A 13,644-nucleotide genomic window follows, 5' to 3' on the forward strand; every position below is an offset into this window, starting at 1 on the left:
GTGGGACGCTGGGTCACGACAGGCTGACCCGCTCCAGGTCCTGCCAGAAGTTGGGGTAGGAGATGTCGACGCATTCGGCGCCTTCGATCTCGGTCTCCCCATGGGCCAGCAGCCCGGCGACCGCCAGGGCCATGGCGACCCGGTGGTCGCCGTGGCTGTTCACGCGGGCGCCCCGCAGAGGCGCCGGCCCGGTGATCTCCCAGCCGTCTGGCAGCTCCCGGACATCGGCCCCGAGCCGGTCCAGCCCCTCGGCCATGGCGGCGATGCGGTCCGATTCCTTCACCCGGAGCTCGGCAGCGCCGGCCAGGCGAGAGGTGCCGGGGAGCAGGCTGGCCGCCACCGCCAGCACTGGCAGCTCGTCGATCAGGCAGGCGGCTTCGTTCGGCTGCAGCTGGATCGGGCGCAGCCGCGCAGCCGAGCTGATCTCCATATCACCGAAAGGCTCACCGCTCACCTCCTGCTCAGCGCTGAGAGAAAACGCTGCGCCCACGCGACGGAGGACGTCAAGAAGGGCTGTGCGCGTCGGATTCTGGCCGACACAGCGCAGCCGCAGATCGGCGTCGGGGTGAAAGCTGGCGGCGACCAGCCAGAACGCAGCAGCGGAGAAGTCGCCCGGCACCTCCACATCCCGGGCCTGCAGGCCGTCGAAGGGCCCCTCTATGGCGACCATGCCCGGCGCCACTTCCAGATGTGCGCCGAGGGTTGCCAACATCCGTTCGCTGTGGTCCCGGGAAGGCGCCGGCTCCACTATCTCGGTGCGGCCCTCTGCCGAGAGGCCGGCCAGCAGGAGAGCCGACTTGACCTGAGCGCTGGCGATCGGGCTCGCATACCGGATTCCTCGCACCGGCCGCCCCCCAACCCGAAGCGGAGCGACCTCAGCAGCGGCGCCCATCTGACGCAGGGGTACCAGCACGCGGTCCATCGGCCGGCGCGTGAGTGAGTCGTCGCCGATCAGTGTGCTCGGGAAGGGGCGGCCGGCCAGCAGCCCCGCGAGAAGCCGCATGGTGGTGCCGGAGTTGCCGCAGTCCAGCGGGCCGGCCGCCGGGCGCAGAGCGCCGAGGCCGCGACCCTCCACCCAGCCCTCACCCATCTCCACGCCCAAGGCCCGTAGGCAGCCGGCGGTGCTCGCGACGTCAGCGCCCTGCGACAGGCCCCTGAGTTGGGCGCGGCCGTGGGCGATGGCGTTGAAGATCAGCGCTCGGTGAGAGATCGACTTGTCGCCGGGCAGCCGCAGAGTGCCCGCCAGGCGCCCCGGCGAACACACCCGAACCGTGCTCACCGGCCGCGTTCCGGGTGCTCGGCAGCCCAGCTGTCGCGCAGCCCCTTGGCCGTGGCGAAGTCGTGCAGCAGCTCTTGGTCGCCGGCCTCCACGCGGTGCCGCAGCGTTGCCAGGTTCTGCTCCAGCGCCCGCAGTGTCTCGGCGACCGGCCCCCGGTTGCTGGCGGCGATGTCGGCGTAGAGGCGAGGATCACCGGCGGCGAGGCGGCTCACGTCGCGGAAGCCGGGACCGGCCACCCGCCGCATGTCCTCCCAGTCAGGCGACTCGGCCAGAGCCAGCACATAGGCGGTGGCCAAGAGGAAGGCGCCGTGGCTGATCCCGGCCACCACGCGGTCGTGGCGCTCCGCCGTCAGGAAGATCGGCTGCGCCCCCACCGAGCGGACCAGGTCGGCAACCACTGGTTCGTCCCGGCTCAGCACCCAGGCCGCACCGCCAAAGAGGTCCGCCTGAGCCGCGCTGAGGCCGAACTGCTCGCGGCCGCACAGGGGATGACCGCCCACCAGGTCCAGGCCGGCCTCCCCAGCCCAGGCCAGGACCTGCACCTTGGTGCTGGCGACGTCGGTGACAACTCCCTCGAAACCGGCCAGCGTGGCCATCACCCCCCGCATAGAGGAGATGGGACAGGCCAGCACCAATAGGTCCGCCTGGCGCGGGTCGCCCTCGACGATGAGGCCGCCTTCCAGGGCCGCCCGCTGCGTGGCTGCGTCGGTGTCTTCGCCCAGCACTGTCAAGCCCGGCACTCGCTCTCGGAGAGCCAGGGCCAGGGAGCCGCCCATGAGGCCCAGGCCGATGATTCCGATCCTCATCACCGCCTCATGTTGCCTGCTCGGGCCGCCGCAGCAGCAGCACGGCGACGAGGATCAGCGCTCCGCCCGCGTACTGCAGCGGTCGAAGGTTGATGCCCAGGATCAGATAGGCGGCAGCTGCGGCCACCACAGGTTCGGCGGTGCCGGCGATGGCGGCCTCGGTAGGGGATATGTGATGCAGGCTGGAGATGAAGAGGCCGAACGCAACCAGAGTGCCCGCCAGCACTACGAAGACCATGAGTGCTGCCAGCAGCGGCAGATTGCCCGTTGGCTGCACAGCCCAGGGCGGCGACCAGACCAGCAGCGGCACAGCCCCTATCACGAAGCCCCACGTGGTTGTCGGCCAGGCGCCGATGACGCGGATCAAGGGAACCGAGGCGAGGATGTAAATCGCGGCTGTCACAGCTGAGAGCAGGCCCAGCACCAACCCGAGCGGACTGACTGCCAGGCTGCCTCCCCCGCCGGCCGCCAGGAGCAGTGTGCCGGCCGTCGCTGCCGGCAGGGCAAGTCCGAGCCACAGCGTCAGCCGACTCTGCCCGCGCAGCAGCTGCCAAGTGGCGATCATCGGAATGCTCGTGTACTGCAGGAAGGTGGCGGTCGCGGCGTTCGTCTCATGGATCGCGGCAAAGTACGTGTACTGGACGGCTGCTATGCCCAGCACCCCGTACACAAGCAGCCGCCGCCAATACTGCCGGGGGAAGCGGGGCCTGAACCAGAGCAGGAGCAGCAGCCCCGCGCCGGCCAGCCGCATCATGACCAGCCACTGGGTGCTGATCCCATGGCCGCTCAGCACCACCTGCCCGACCACCCCGTTCAGGCCCCAGAGCCCGGCCCCGGCCACCACGTAGAGGACGCCTCGGAGCTGGTGGCCTGACAGGACCTGCCTGGCTGCGGCTTCGAGCCGCTCAGGCTCGGGACTCGCCACGCTTGCTCGGCGGCCGCCGGGCGGCCGATACTCCCCTACGCAGGCTGGGGCGAGGTGACCGCCTGGAGGCGCTGCAGGTCGGCCATGAGAGCCGTGAAGTTCTCGAAGTCCAGTGATTGGGCCCCATCGGACAGCGCCAGATCCGGCTGCGGATGGACTTCGACAATCAGCCCGCAGGCGCCAGCCGCGATGGCCGCCAGAGACATCGGCCGGACAAGCGCCCAGCGGCCTGTCCCCTGGGAGGGGTCGACCACCACCGGCAGGTGCGAGAGCTGCCGCACCATCGGCACTGCGTTGAGGTCGAGGGTGAAACGGGTTGAGGTCTCGAAGGTCCGAATCCCCCGCTCGCAGAGAACCACCCCTCGATTGCCCTGGCTCAGGATGTACTCAGCGGCCAGCAGCCACTCCTCGATGGTCGATGACATGCCGCGCTTCAAGAGCACCGGCTTGCCCGAACGCCCCACCTCCTGCAGCAGTGTGTAGTTCTGCATGTTGCGGGTGCCCACCTGCAGCATGTCGACATACCGGCAGAGCAGCCCGACGTCCGCCGGGGCCACCACCTCGCTGACGACTGCCAGCCCGGTCTCCTCGCGCGCTGTCGCCAGCATCTTGAGCCCGGCTTCGCCCAGACCTTGAAAGCTGTAGGGAGAGCTGCGGGGCTTGAAGGCGCCGCCCCGGAGGATGCGGGCGCCCCGCGACTTCACGAAGCGAGCAGTGTCGACCAGCATCTCCTCGTTCTCGACAGCGCAGGGGCCGGCCATGATCACAACCTCGGCTCCCCCGACCGGAACCCCGCCCACGTCCACCACCGTGTCACGGGGCAGGAACTCGCGGCTGGCCAGCTTGAAGGGCTTGGAGATCTGCAGGATCTCCTGGATTCCCGGCAGGTGCGAGAAGGATTCCCGGTAGGCGTAGGCATTAGACCCGACCACAGCGACGACTGATCGGTCCTCGCCCCGCGTGACCTCCGGCTGCAGGCCCAGCTCCACCACGCGTTCGACGACTGCCTCGAGGTGGGCCTGGCTGGCTTGATGGGACATGACGATGATCACTCGGCGTTTCCTTCTCTCTGCGACCTATATCGGTCGAGCTCCCGCTTGATTGCCTGGGCCCCCCGGAGATACACGTGCCTGAACTCGCGCTGGCGCCTGTCAGTGTTGTACAGGAGGACCACCCGGATGCAGCGGGGCACCGATCGCGCGTTGCTCGGCGGCACTGCCAGCTCCCGACCGCAGAGCAGGGGGACGTCGACCCAGCCCAAACGCCGGGCGCCGACCGCCGGGAACTCCGCGTCCAGGTCGGGAGTGGTGGTGAAGTAGGCGAACGCGATCTCCTCCGGATCGATCTGGTTGACCGCGGTCAGCTGCTCGAGCAGCTCCTGACTGACCCTGGCGATCGCCTCCGGCTCGTTCGCTTCAGCGGTTGTGGCGCCCCGGATTCCCCTCACCGGCAAGCTTGGAGCAGCTCCTCGGCCAGCGTCAGCGGCTCCTCGCCGGCGTGGATGCGGGCCAGCAGGGCGCTCGCCACGACTGCCGCGTCGGCCTTGCCGCGCAGGCGGCGCAGGTGGACAGGCGTCGCGATGCCGAACCCGGCAGCGACAGGCAGAGTCGTGGCGGCCAGGAGTCTGAGCAGCAGGCCCTCCAACCCCGGGTCCAGCTCCGCGCGCGGGCCCGTGACGCCGGCCAGCGTGACGCAGTAGACGAAACCCGAGCTCTGCTGCACGATGTTCCTGATGCGAGCGTCCGGACTGGTCGGCGCGACCAGGAAGATGGTGTCCAGGCCGGCGGCCCGGAGCGGATCCGCCAGTGGCTCGGACTCTTCCGCCGGCAGGTCCGGGATGATGACGCCGGCGATCCCGGCCCGGGCGGCGTCGGTCGCGAAGCGCTGGGCGCCGTGGCTCAGGATGGGGTTCACATAGGTCATGAGAACGACCGGAGCGCCCTCCTCGGCGATCGCTGCGGCAATGCTGATGGAATCGGCCAGCGTGGTGCCCACCTCCAGGGCCGCCTGGCCTGCCCGCTGGACGACAGGACCGTCGGCGAGCGGGTCGCTGTAGGGCACGCCCACCTCGATGGCGGCGGCGCCGGCGCGGGCATAGGCACGGCCGTGCTCGATGGAGCGGGACCGGTCTGGGTAGCCGGCCATCGTGTAGGGGATCAGCGCCAGCTCGTCTCCTGGCCTGTGCAGCGTCAGCTCCAGCCGGCTTCCCTGTGCCCTTGCCTCAGTGCTGGTCATCGAACTCCTCCACCGAGTCCAGGTCCTTGTCGCCGCGACCGCTGAGGCAGATGAGAATCCGCCCGGAGGGCCCCAGTTCTTCGGCGAAACCGCGGGCTCGGGCCAGGGCGTGGGACGGCTCCAGAGCGGGAATGATCCCCTCCAGGCGGGTGCAGAGCTTGAAGGCCGCCACCGCCTCGGCGTCGGTCACGGCTGTGTACTCGACGCGCTCCAGGTCGCGCAGGAACGCATGCTCAGGCCCCACGCCCGGATAGTCAAGCCCGGCGGAGATGGAGTGGGTGGGTTTCACCTGACCGTCCTCCGTCTGGAGGACGTAGGAATAGCTGCCGTGGAGCACGCCCGGCCGGCCCCCGGTGAGCGAGGCGGCGTGCAGTCCGGTCTCCACCCCCCGACCCGCCGCTTCCACGCCGACCAGGCGGACGTCCTGATCGCCGACGAACGCGGTGAACATGCCTATCGCGTTGGAGCCACCACCGACGCAGGCAATGACTATGTCCGGCAGCCGACCTTCCGCAGCCAGGTACTGATCGCGGGCCTCGTCGCCGATCACGCGCTGCAGCTCGCGAACCAGCTCGGGATAAGGATGCGGCCCGACCGCCGAGCCGATCACATAGTGCGTGCTGGCGACGTTGGCGACCCAGTCCCGGATCGCTTCCGACGTCGCGTCCTTCAGCGTGCCGGTGCCCAGCGTCACCTCGCGCACTTCGGCGCCGAGCAGGCGCATCCGCCGCACGTTGACCGACTGTCGCCGCATGTCCTCCCGGCCCATGAAGACGACGCACTCCAAGCCGAAGCGGGCGCAGGCGGTCGCCGCCGCGACCCCGTGCTGGCCGGCGCCTGTCTCGGCGATGATCCGCGCCTTGCCCATGCGCCGAGCCAGCATTACCTGGCCCAAGGCGTTGTTGAGCTTGTGCGCGCCGGTGTGGCAGAGGTCCTCGCGCTTCAGGTGCAGGCGCGCGCCGCCGAACTCCTCGCTCAGCCTGTCGGCGGAGTAGAGAGGCGTCGGGCGGCCGATGAACGCGTGCTGCTGCGCGCGGAGTTCCAGCTGGAAGGCCGCGTCGGACCACGCCTCCACCCAGGCCGACTCCAGCTCGGCCAGCGCTGCCATGAGTGTTTCCGGCACATACTGACCGCCGTAGGGACCGAACCTACCTGTCTGCGTCGGCATCCCGTACAGCTTGCATGAAAGCTCGCACCAGCTCGGGGTTCTTGTGGCGGACCTCACGCTCGACGCCGCTGGAGACGTCCACCCCGTAGGGCCGCAGCCGGCGCACAGCTCCGCCAACGTTGTGCGGCGTGAGGCCACCGGCAACGAAGGCGCGTCGCCGTCCGATCAGCTCCCGGCCGGCCGCCCAATCCCAGGCTTCGCCGCTGCCGCCGCGACCGTCGGCGGTCCAGGAGTCGAGGAGGAGCGGATCAGGCCAGTCGCCGGGGTCAGGCACGTCGCCCGCTCTAACCTTGAGCGCCTTCATCACCGGCCGGGGAGCTGCGAAGCCGGGCGGCTCCGACCCGTGCAGCTGGATCAGGTCCAATCCCACCACCTGGCTGATCTCACGCACGAGGTCCTCGCTGGGGTCGATGAAAACCCCAACCAGCTGCGGCCTGTCGCTGGGCAATGCGCTCACGATTTCGGCTGCCGCTTCAGCACTCAGCCGCCGCCGGCTGGGACAGAAGTGGAAGCCCAGGAGATCCGCGCCCAGGGCGGTTGCCGCCAGCGCGTCCTCGGCGGAGCAGATGCCGCAGATCTTGACCAGCGTCACAGCTGGAAGCGGTTGTCCCGGATGAGCGGCACCTCTTTGCCGCCGCGCTCCAGCCCGAAGACTTGGACCTCGGGGCCGCCGATCATGAAGTCGGTGTGGATGCTGGAGCGGGAGAGCGCCGCCTCCCACTCGGCTTCCGGCACCAGGTCCGGGAAGCCAGAGCCGAAGGCGATGTGACAGGCAGCGTTCTCGTCATAGAGCGTGCTCCAGAAGAGTCGACCGACCTGCCCAACTCGCGACTCGCTGTCCACGAGCGCCACCTCGCCCAGCCGGGAGGCGTCGGCATCGAGGCTCATCCGCTGCTGGACCAGCTCCGCGCCACGATCAGCCGTGACCTCCACGGCCTTACCGCCCTCGAAGCGGAGGCAGAGCGCCTCGATCAGCGAGCCATCCAGCACCAGCGGCTGAGTGGCGGTCACCACGCCCTGCGTCAGTCGCTTGTCAGGGCAGGTGAACACCTCCTCGGTGGGCAGGTTGGGTATGAAGTCCAGGCCCCAGCTGGTCTGGCCGCCGCCGCCCAGCCAGCGGGAACCCGGTGTGAGGCCGACGAAGAGATCGGTGCCGGGACCCGTGAAGCGAATGCCCTCAAACGCTCTCTCACTTAGCTGCCGAGCGCGCTCCGCGAGTCGGGCCGAGTGCTCACGCCAGGCCGCGATGGGATCCTCGGCGTCCAATCGAACTGTCCGAGCGAGCACCCGCCACAGTTCCTCCACGTCAGGACGGCCCAGCACTCGCTCCGCCCAGCTTCGCGTTGCGCAGCCGGCCACCAGCCAGTTGCAGAGGCGTTCTTCCAGGGTCAGCCGTTTGCTCAACCGCCCCCGCTCGATCATCTGGGCCCGGCCGGCCCGAACCGGGTCAGCTCCCGCCAAGACGCAAGGCGAGCCGTCGTCGACGAGCTGGATCAGCGCGCCCCGGCGGCGACCAAGGTCTTCCAGGGTGGCCAGCCAGCCGGCCGGCGAGTGGCCCAGCGCGTCCTCGGGGGCCAGGTCGATAAGCGCTCGGCGGAGGTGCTGGTCTCCATAGGCGACCTCGACCCAGCGTGCACCCTGGCGGTAGGCCTGCCGCGTTAGTTCGCGCGCCAGCTCCACGTGCTCTACCTCGGCCGTGAGGAGCACGTCCTGCCCCGGCTGCAGGTTCACGCCGACCTGCAGCAACAGGTCGGCATAGCGCTCGACGAGGTGACCTGTCGATTCTGGCGTCATAGCGGCTGAGTCTGCAGGATGCACTACAGAGCAGTTCAGACGCGCAGCTCGCCCAGCTTCTCAGCCGGATCCGCAGCCCGCATGAGCGCCTCGCCGACGAGGATGGCGTCCACTCCGGCCTCCAGCATCCGGCGCGCCGCCGCCGCATCGTGGATGCCGCTCTCGGCCACCAGCACCACCGACTCCGGGACCAGCGGCCGGAGCCGCTCGCTGAGGCCCAGGTCGACCTGGAAGGTCATCAGATCGCGATGATTCACGCCGACCAGGGCAGCACCGGCGCTGAGCGCCGTCTCCACCTCGGCCTCGGAGTGCACCTCGACCAGGGCCTGCAGCCCCAGCCCGCGAGAGGCCGCCAGGAGTTCGCCCAGCCGGAGCGGAGCCAAGGCGGCGACGATGAGCAGCACGGCGTCGGCCCCCTGCGCCCGCGCTTCGAGCAGTTGGTGCTCGCTCACGACGAAGTCCTTGCGCAGGATCGGCACGGTGACTTCGCGCCGAACCTCCGCCAGGTGCTCGGGGCTGCCGCCGAAGCTGGTCTCCTGGCAGAGCACGGAGATGGCCGCCGCGCCGGCGGCCTGGTAGGCAGCTGCCAAGCGGCCCGGCCGGTAGTCCGGGGCCAGCACGCCAAGGAGAGGCGTGCGCGCCTTGCATTCGGCGATGACGCGCAGCCGTCCACCCCTGAGCGCAGCGGCCAGATCCAGGGCGCTGGGCTGCGCGGCGGCCTTCGCCGCCAGGACAGCTTCCGGCTCCCGCGCCCGGCGTCGGGCAACTTCAACCTCCGCCTCGGCGACCAGCCGCCGAAGCAGGTCCGGCGTGGTGGCCGGTAGGACTGAGCTGCGGCTGCTCAAACGGCGGCCAGCGTTTGCGAGGTCCGCGCCCAACCGTCCAGGACCGCTGCGGCGCGACCGCTGTCGATGGCTTCAGCCGCCAGGCCCAGGCCCTCCTTCCACCCCTGGCTCAAGCCGGCGGCGCGCAGCGCGGCGCTGGAGTTGAGCAGGAGGATGTCCCGCTTGGGGCCCTTCGCCCCGGCCAGCAGTTCGCGGGCGATGCGGGCGTTCACCTCGGCTGTGCCACCGCGCAGGTCCTCCTTATCCGCCGGAGCCAGGTTCAGCTCGCGGGGGTCCAGCTGGTACTCGCGCCGGTCCCCTTCGATCATCTCGATCACCAGCGAAGGGCCGGCGGTGCTCAGCTCGTCCAGGCCCTCGCCCTGGAAGACGAGCGCGCGCCGGCTGCCGACCCGACCGAGCACGTCGGCCATCCGGCGGCCCAGCTCGGCCTCCGGCACACCGAGGGCCAGCAGACCGGCACCTGCCGGGTTGCAGAGCGGCCCCAGGATGTTGAACACCGTCCTCACCCCGAGCTCGCGCCTGGGCACGCCTGCGAAGCGGAACGAGGGATGGAAGAGCGGTGCGAAGAGAAAGCCGATACCAGCCTCCTCAACGCAGCGCGCCACACCGTCGGGCTTCAGGTCGATGCGAACCTCCAGCGCCTCCAGAACGTCAGCGCTGCCGCAGAGTGAAGAAGCAGCTCGGTTCCCGTGCTTGGCCACCCTGGCGCCGCAGGCGGCGGCCACTATCGCCGAGAGGGTGGAGATGTTGAAGCTGCCTGATCCGTCGCCCCCGGTTCCCACCACATCCAGCAGCGAGGCGGGATCCGGAATCTCGATCGGGGTCGCCAGCCGGCGAGCCGTTCGGGCCAGGCCGGTGATCTCCTCCACCGTCTCGCCCTTCACCCGCAGCGCCATCAGGAAGCCCGCGATCTGACTGGGGGCTGCCTCGTCCCGCATGATCTGCTCCATCGCCTGCGCCGCATCCGCCTCGCTCAGGTCCTGGCCGCGGGCCAATTGCGAGAGGTACTCGATCACGCCAGCGCCAGGAAGTTCGCCAGCAGCCGGGAACCATCGGGGGTGAGGATCGACTCGGGATGAAACTGCACGCCAAAGCTCGGATGCCGGCGGTGGGCGAGACCCATGATCACGCCGTCAGGATCCCAGGCGGTCGGCTCGAGCTCGACGGGCAGGCTGGCCTCTTCGACTATCAGCGAATGGTAGCGGGTCGCCTGCAGCGGATCCGGGAGGTTGCGAAAGACGTCTGAGCCGCGGTGGCTGACCAGCGAGGTCTTGCCGTGAACCGGAGTATGGCTGACGACGCGACCGCCAAAGGCTGCCGCCAGGGCCTGATGGCCCAGGCAGACGCCGAGAATGGGCATGCTGCCGCTGAGTCGGCGGATGGCTGCCAGGCAGATGCCTGCGCACTCAGGCCGGCCTGGGCCCGGCGAGATGACCAGCGCGTCGAACGCCGCCAGGGCCTCGGGTTCGACCACATCGTTCCGGAACACCATGGTCTCGCAGTCCAAACCGGCCAGCTGCTGAACCAGGTTGTAGGTGAAGCTGTCGTAGTTGTCCAAGACGGCGACGCGCTTCATGGCATCGCCTCCGCCCGCTCGACGGCCGCGAACATTGCGCCCGCCTTGTCCAGCGTCTCCTGGTGCTCGCGAGGGGGTTCGGAATCGGCCACTATGCCGGCGCCCGACTGGACGTAGGCGATGCCGTCAGCTATGACTATCGAGCGCAGGGTGATGGCGAGATCCAGGTTGCCGCCGAAGCCGACGTAGCCAAGCGCGCCGCCGTAAGGTCCGCGCCGTTCCGGCTCCAGTTCGGCGATGATCTCCATCGCCCGAATCTTGGGCGCCCCCGAGAGCGTGCCGGCCGGGAAGGTGGCGCGAACAGCGGCCAGCGAATCCTGGCCGCGCGCCAGGCGGCCGGTCACAGTGGAGCTGATGTGCATGACGTGGGAGTAACGCTCGACCTCCATCAAACGGGGGACCCGCACGCTGCCCGGCGCGGCCACCCGGCCCACATCGTTGCGGCCCAGGTCGACCAGCATCACGTGCTCCGCCCGCTCCTTTTGGTCGGTCAGCAGCTCCCGCTCCAGCGCCTCGTCATGGGCGGGGTCCAGGTCCCGCCGCCGGGTGCCGGCCAGCGGGCGAGTGGTGATCTCCCCCGCCTCCACCCGCACCAAGACCTCAGGCGAGGTGCCGACTATGTGGCGGCCGCCGCCGAAGGCGACGAAGAACATGTAGGGCGATGGATTTACCCCGCGAAGGCAGCGGTAGACGTCAAAGGGCCGCGCGGCCAGCGGCTTCCGAAAGCGCTGGGACAGCACCACCTGAAAAGCGTCGCCGGCCAGGATGTGGACTCGGGCGGCTTCCACCATCCGCTCGTAGCGCTCCTGCCCTAGGTTGGATGTCCACGCGTCGTCTTGAGCCGCCGGCTTGGCGGGCGGCGTTGGCGGCTCGGCCGCCAGCTTCGCCTCCATCTCGTCCAGGCGGCGCTCAGCGGCGGAGCGGTCCTCCCGGTCGGGCCGATGGAGGGTGATGAGGCGGAGCCGCTGCAGGACGTGATCGAACACCGCCAGGCTCTCAGCCCGCAGGAAGGCGCTCTCAGGCAGCGGCGGTCCGGGGCCTGCCGCCTGGGGCAATCGCTCGAAGTGGCGGGCGCTCTCCCAGCCCAGGTAGCCGACGGCGCCGCCCAGAAAGCGAGGCATGCCGGCGGCGTCAACCACCTGCTCGCAGGCGACCTGGCGCAGGGCAGGAAGTGGATCTCCCTCCCCCAGCTCCAGAGGAACCGGCTGGTGGCCGATGAAGGAGTAGCGCGCCAGCCGCTCACCGCCCTCCACGCTCTCCAGCAGAAAGCCCGGCGCATCGGGCGCGCAGAGCAGGGCGTAGGCACGAACCGGAGTGAGCATGTCCGCCAGCAGGTCACGGTGCACAGGCACCAGTGGCGTTCGTGCTGGCAGCGGGCGCGCAGACTCCGCCGAGGCAGGGATAAGGCTCATCTCGTCACTAGAACTGGTCTAACGCTGGTCTCGTCTAATCTCGGCTGAGCATGTCTCAGCCCGGCACCGAGTCTATCAGGACGGTTGACTACCACACGGCGGGGGAGCCGTTCCGCATAGTCACCTCCGGCGTATCGCCGCCGCGCGGAGAAACCATGCTGGCCAAGCGGGCTTGGGCCGAGGAGCATCTTGACAGGACGCGGCGGATGCTGGTGCAGGAGCCTCGGGGCCATGCCGACATGTACGGCTGTTTTCTGACCGCCCCAGTGGATGCGGGAGCCGATTTGGGCGTGCTCTTCTTTCACAACGCGGGCTTCTCCACGGCCTGCGGTCACGGCACCATCGCGCTCGTCACCTGGGCGTTGGAAAGCGGCAGGGTCTTTCGGCCGGACGGATGTTCAGCTGCCAGAGTGCTGGTCGACGTGCCCTCCGGCCGGCTTCCCACCTGGGCCAGCCTGGAAGGGGGCGATGTGACCTCCGTTCGCTTCCGCAACGTGCCCTCGTTCGTGCTCCAGAGATCGGTGCCGGTGGTGGGCATGAAGGTGGACATCGCCTACGGCGGCGCCTTCTACGCGATCGCGCCGGCGCCAGTCGCCATCACCGCCCAGAATCTGGACCGGCTGGTCACCGCCGGTCGGGAGGTGAAGGCCGCGCTCAACGCTCGGGGTGGCATCTTCCACCCGCTGGAGCCGGCGCTGCGCGACATCTACGGCGTGATCTGGACTCAGGACGACCGCAATGTGACGATCTTCGCCAACGGTGAGGTGGATCGCTCACCCTGTGGCAGCGGCACCTCGGCCCGCTTAGCGCTTCTACACGCGACCGGTGAATTGGGCTTGGGCGACGTTCTCAAGCACCGCTCCATCGTCAACTCCGAGTTCACCGGCCGGATCGTCGAGGAGACCCAGGTGGCGCACCTGCCGGCTGTGGTCACCGACATCGAGGGCAGCGCGCACCTGACCGGCCGCCACGAGTTCTTCCTGGAACCAACCGACCCCCTCGGACCCGGCTTCCTGCTCCGCTGATCTGGGCAGCTCGCCGCTGCCGACCGGCTCAGGCCTTGCCTTCGGCCTTCATCCGACGTTTCACGTCCCGGGCTTCTGCCATCGACTGGGGGGAGTCGACGTCGGCAATCGTGTGCCAATCGGCGGAGTAGCGCCGCCAGCCCTCCGGCTTCACATCGAACTTCTTGGCCAGGACAGCCACAGTGATCTTTGTCTTCTGCTCACCGAAACCGGGCAGTCGAGCGATGCGCTGCGCCAAGGCCTCACCCGAGGCGGCTTCCCGCCAGACTCTGTCCGCCCGGCCGCCGTACTCCTCACTCACCACCTGGCAGAGCTGCTGCACGCGCTTGGCCATGTTGCCCGGGAAACGGTGGAGCGCCGGCCGCTCACGGAAGACATCGGCCAGCCGGTCAGGGTCCATCCGCGCAATCCGCTCTGCCTCGAGGTGGCCGAGCCGTTTCCGCAGCTCGTAGGGACCTGAGAAGGCCTTCTCCATCTTCACCTGCTGATCCAGCACCAGCCCGATCAGGAGGGCGAGAGGGTCTGACTCCAGCAATCGATCGGCTTCCGGGTGGCCGGTCCAGGTGATGCTCATGGGAG

The 13,644-nt window shown here is 69.4% G+C and carries 15 protein-coding genes; 1 reads left to right on the forward strand and 14 read right to left on the reverse strand.

The annotated features are described in order from the left end of the window. Positions 1-13 precede the first annotated feature (13 nt). The 13 genes from aroA to ACR2MZ_RS09145 form a co-directional block, all read right to left on the reverse strand. Complete coding sequence (gene aroA / locus ACR2MZ_RS09085; RefSeq protein WP_434004733.1) at positions 14-1,279, reverse strand: 3-phosphoshikimate 1-carboxyvinyltransferase; 1,266 nt, start codon at positions 1,277-1,279, stop codon at positions 14-16. Beyond that, complete coding sequence (locus tag ACR2MZ_RS09090; protein WP_434004734.1) at positions 1,276-2,085, reverse strand: prephenate dehydrogenase; 810 nt, start codon at positions 2,083-2,085, stop codon at positions 1,276-1,278. The genes aroA and ACR2MZ_RS09090 overlap by 4 nt, the downstream gene beginning before the upstream one ends. A 7-nt stretch (positions 2,086-2,092) precedes the next feature. Beyond that, positions 2,093-3,010 (reverse strand): DMT family transporter, encoded by a 918-nt coding sequence (locus tag ACR2MZ_RS09095; RefSeq protein ID WP_434004735.1) that lies wholly within the window; start codon positions 3,008-3,010, stop codon positions 2,093-2,095. Between the two features lie 35 nt (positions 3,011-3,045). Further along, entirely contained in the window at positions 3,046-4,062 is a 1,017-nt protein-coding gene (aroF, locus tag ACR2MZ_RS09100) for a 3-deoxy-7-phosphoheptulonate synthase (RefSeq protein ID WP_434004736.1), read from the reverse strand. Beyond that, complete coding sequence (gene aroH, locus ACR2MZ_RS09105; RefSeq protein ID WP_434004776.1) at positions 4,059-4,457, reverse strand: chorismate mutase; 399 nt, start codon at positions 4,455-4,457, stop codon at positions 4,059-4,061. The genes aroF and aroH overlap by 4 nt, the downstream gene beginning before the upstream one ends. After that, positions 4,454-5,245 carry a tryptophan synthase subunit alpha gene (gene trpA, locus ACR2MZ_RS09110; RefSeq protein WP_434004737.1) on the reverse strand — a complete coding sequence of 264 codons (792 nt, stop codon included), beginning with the start codon at positions 5,243-5,245 and terminating at the stop codon, positions 4,454-4,456. The genes aroH and trpA overlap by 4 nt, the downstream gene beginning before the upstream one ends. Beyond that, entirely contained in the window at positions 5,232-6,413 is a 1,182-nt protein-coding gene (gene trpB / locus ACR2MZ_RS09115) for a tryptophan synthase subunit beta (protein ID WP_434004738.1), read from the reverse strand. The genes trpA and trpB overlap by 14 nt, the downstream gene beginning before the upstream one ends. After that, positions 6,394-7,005 (reverse strand): phosphoribosylanthranilate isomerase, encoded by a 612-nt coding sequence (locus ACR2MZ_RS09120; RefSeq protein WP_434004739.1) that lies wholly within the window; start codon positions 7,003-7,005, stop codon positions 6,394-6,396. Before ACR2MZ_RS09120 ends, trpB begins: the two co-directional genes overlap by 20 nt. Continuing rightward, positions 7,002-8,207 carry an aminopeptidase gene (locus ACR2MZ_RS09125; RefSeq protein WP_434004740.1) on the reverse strand — a complete coding sequence of 402 codons (1,206 nt, stop codon included), beginning with the start codon at positions 8,205-8,207 and terminating at the stop codon, positions 7,002-7,004. Before ACR2MZ_RS09125 ends, ACR2MZ_RS09120 begins: the two co-directional genes overlap by 4 nt. Positions 8,208-8,242: 35 nt before the next feature. Continuing rightward, positions 8,243-9,052, reverse strand: coding sequence for an indole-3-glycerol phosphate synthase TrpC (gene trpC, locus ACR2MZ_RS09130; RefSeq protein ID WP_434004741.1), 810 nt, complete (start codon positions 9,050-9,052; stop codon positions 8,243-8,245). Next, the gene (gene trpD, locus ACR2MZ_RS09135; protein WP_434004777.1) at positions 9,049-10,002 is read right to left on the reverse strand and encodes an anthranilate phosphoribosyltransferase; all 954 of its coding nucleotides are present in this window, start codon (positions 10,000-10,002) and stop codon (positions 9,049-9,051) included. The genes trpC and trpD overlap by 4 nt, the downstream gene beginning before the upstream one ends. A 62-nt stretch (positions 10,003-10,064) precedes the next feature. After that, positions 10,065-10,628 (reverse strand): anthranilate synthase component II, encoded by a 564-nt coding sequence (locus ACR2MZ_RS09140; RefSeq protein WP_434004742.1) that lies wholly within the window; start codon positions 10,626-10,628, stop codon positions 10,065-10,067. Continuing rightward, complete coding sequence (locus tag ACR2MZ_RS09145; RefSeq protein WP_434004743.1) at positions 10,625-12,040, reverse strand: anthranilate synthase component I family protein; 1,416 nt, start codon at positions 12,038-12,040, stop codon at positions 10,625-10,627. Before ACR2MZ_RS09145 ends, ACR2MZ_RS09140 begins: the two co-directional genes overlap by 4 nt. 50 nt (positions 12,041-12,090) lie before the next feature. Here ACR2MZ_RS09145 and ACR2MZ_RS09150 point away from each other — a divergent pair, with 50 nt between their 5' ends. Continuing rightward, complete coding sequence (locus ACR2MZ_RS09150; protein WP_434004744.1) at positions 12,091-13,065, forward strand: proline racemase family protein; 975 nt, start codon at positions 12,091-12,093, stop codon at positions 13,063-13,065. A 28-nt stretch (positions 13,066-13,093) separates the two neighbouring features. Here the strand turns inward: ACR2MZ_RS09150 and ACR2MZ_RS09155 are convergent, their stop codons facing one another. Next, positions 13,094-13,639 carry an HhH-GPD-type base excision DNA repair protein gene (locus tag ACR2MZ_RS09155; RefSeq protein WP_434004745.1) on the reverse strand — a complete coding sequence of 182 codons (546 nt, stop codon included), beginning with the start codon at positions 13,637-13,639 and terminating at the stop codon, positions 13,094-13,096. Between the last annotated feature and the right edge of the window lie 5 nt (positions 13,640-13,644).

This window comes from Candidatus Dormiibacter sp. (assembly GCF_050999135.1).
Lineage (GTDB): Bacteria > Chloroflexota > Dormibacteria > Dormibacterales > Dormibacteraceae > Dormiibacter > Dormiibacter spiritus.

Excerpts from the sequence above, each read along its gene's own strand:
- ACR2MZ_RS09150 (WP_434004744.1), top strand. The coding sequence starts at position 12,091 with ATGTCTCAGCCCGGCACCGAGTCTATCAGGACGGTTGACTACCACACG.
- ACR2MZ_RS09140 (WP_434004742.1), bottom strand. The coding sequence starts at position 10,628 with ATGAAGCGCGTCGCCGTCTTGGACAACTACGACAGCTTCACCTACAAC.
- trpA (WP_434004737.1), bottom strand. The coding sequence starts at position 5,245 with ATGACCAGCACTGAGGCAAGGGCACAGGGAAGCCGGCTGGAGCTGACG.
- ACR2MZ_RS09145 (WP_434004743.1), bottom strand. The coding sequence starts at position 12,040 with ATGAGCCTTATCCCTGCCTCGGCGGAGTCTGCGCGCCCGCTGCCAGCA.
- ACR2MZ_RS09155 (WP_434004745.1), bottom strand. The coding sequence starts at position 13,639 with ATGAGCATCACCTGGACCGGCCACCCGGAAGCCGATCGATTGCTGGAG.
- ACR2MZ_RS09125 (WP_434004740.1), bottom strand. The coding sequence starts at position 8,207 with ATGACGCCAGAATCGACAGGTCACCTCGTCGAGCGCTATGCCGACCTG.
- trpD (WP_434004777.1), bottom strand. The coding sequence starts at position 10,002 with ATGGAGCAGATCATGCGGGACGAGGCAGCCCCCAGTCAGATCGCGGGC.
- ACR2MZ_RS09090 (WP_434004734.1), bottom strand. The coding sequence starts at position 2,085 with ATGAGGATCGGAATCATCGGCCTGGGCCTCATGGGCGGCTCCCTGGCC.
- trpB (WP_434004738.1), bottom strand. The coding sequence starts at position 6,413 with ATGCCGACGCAGACAGGTAGGTTCGGTCCCTACGGCGGTCAGTATGTG.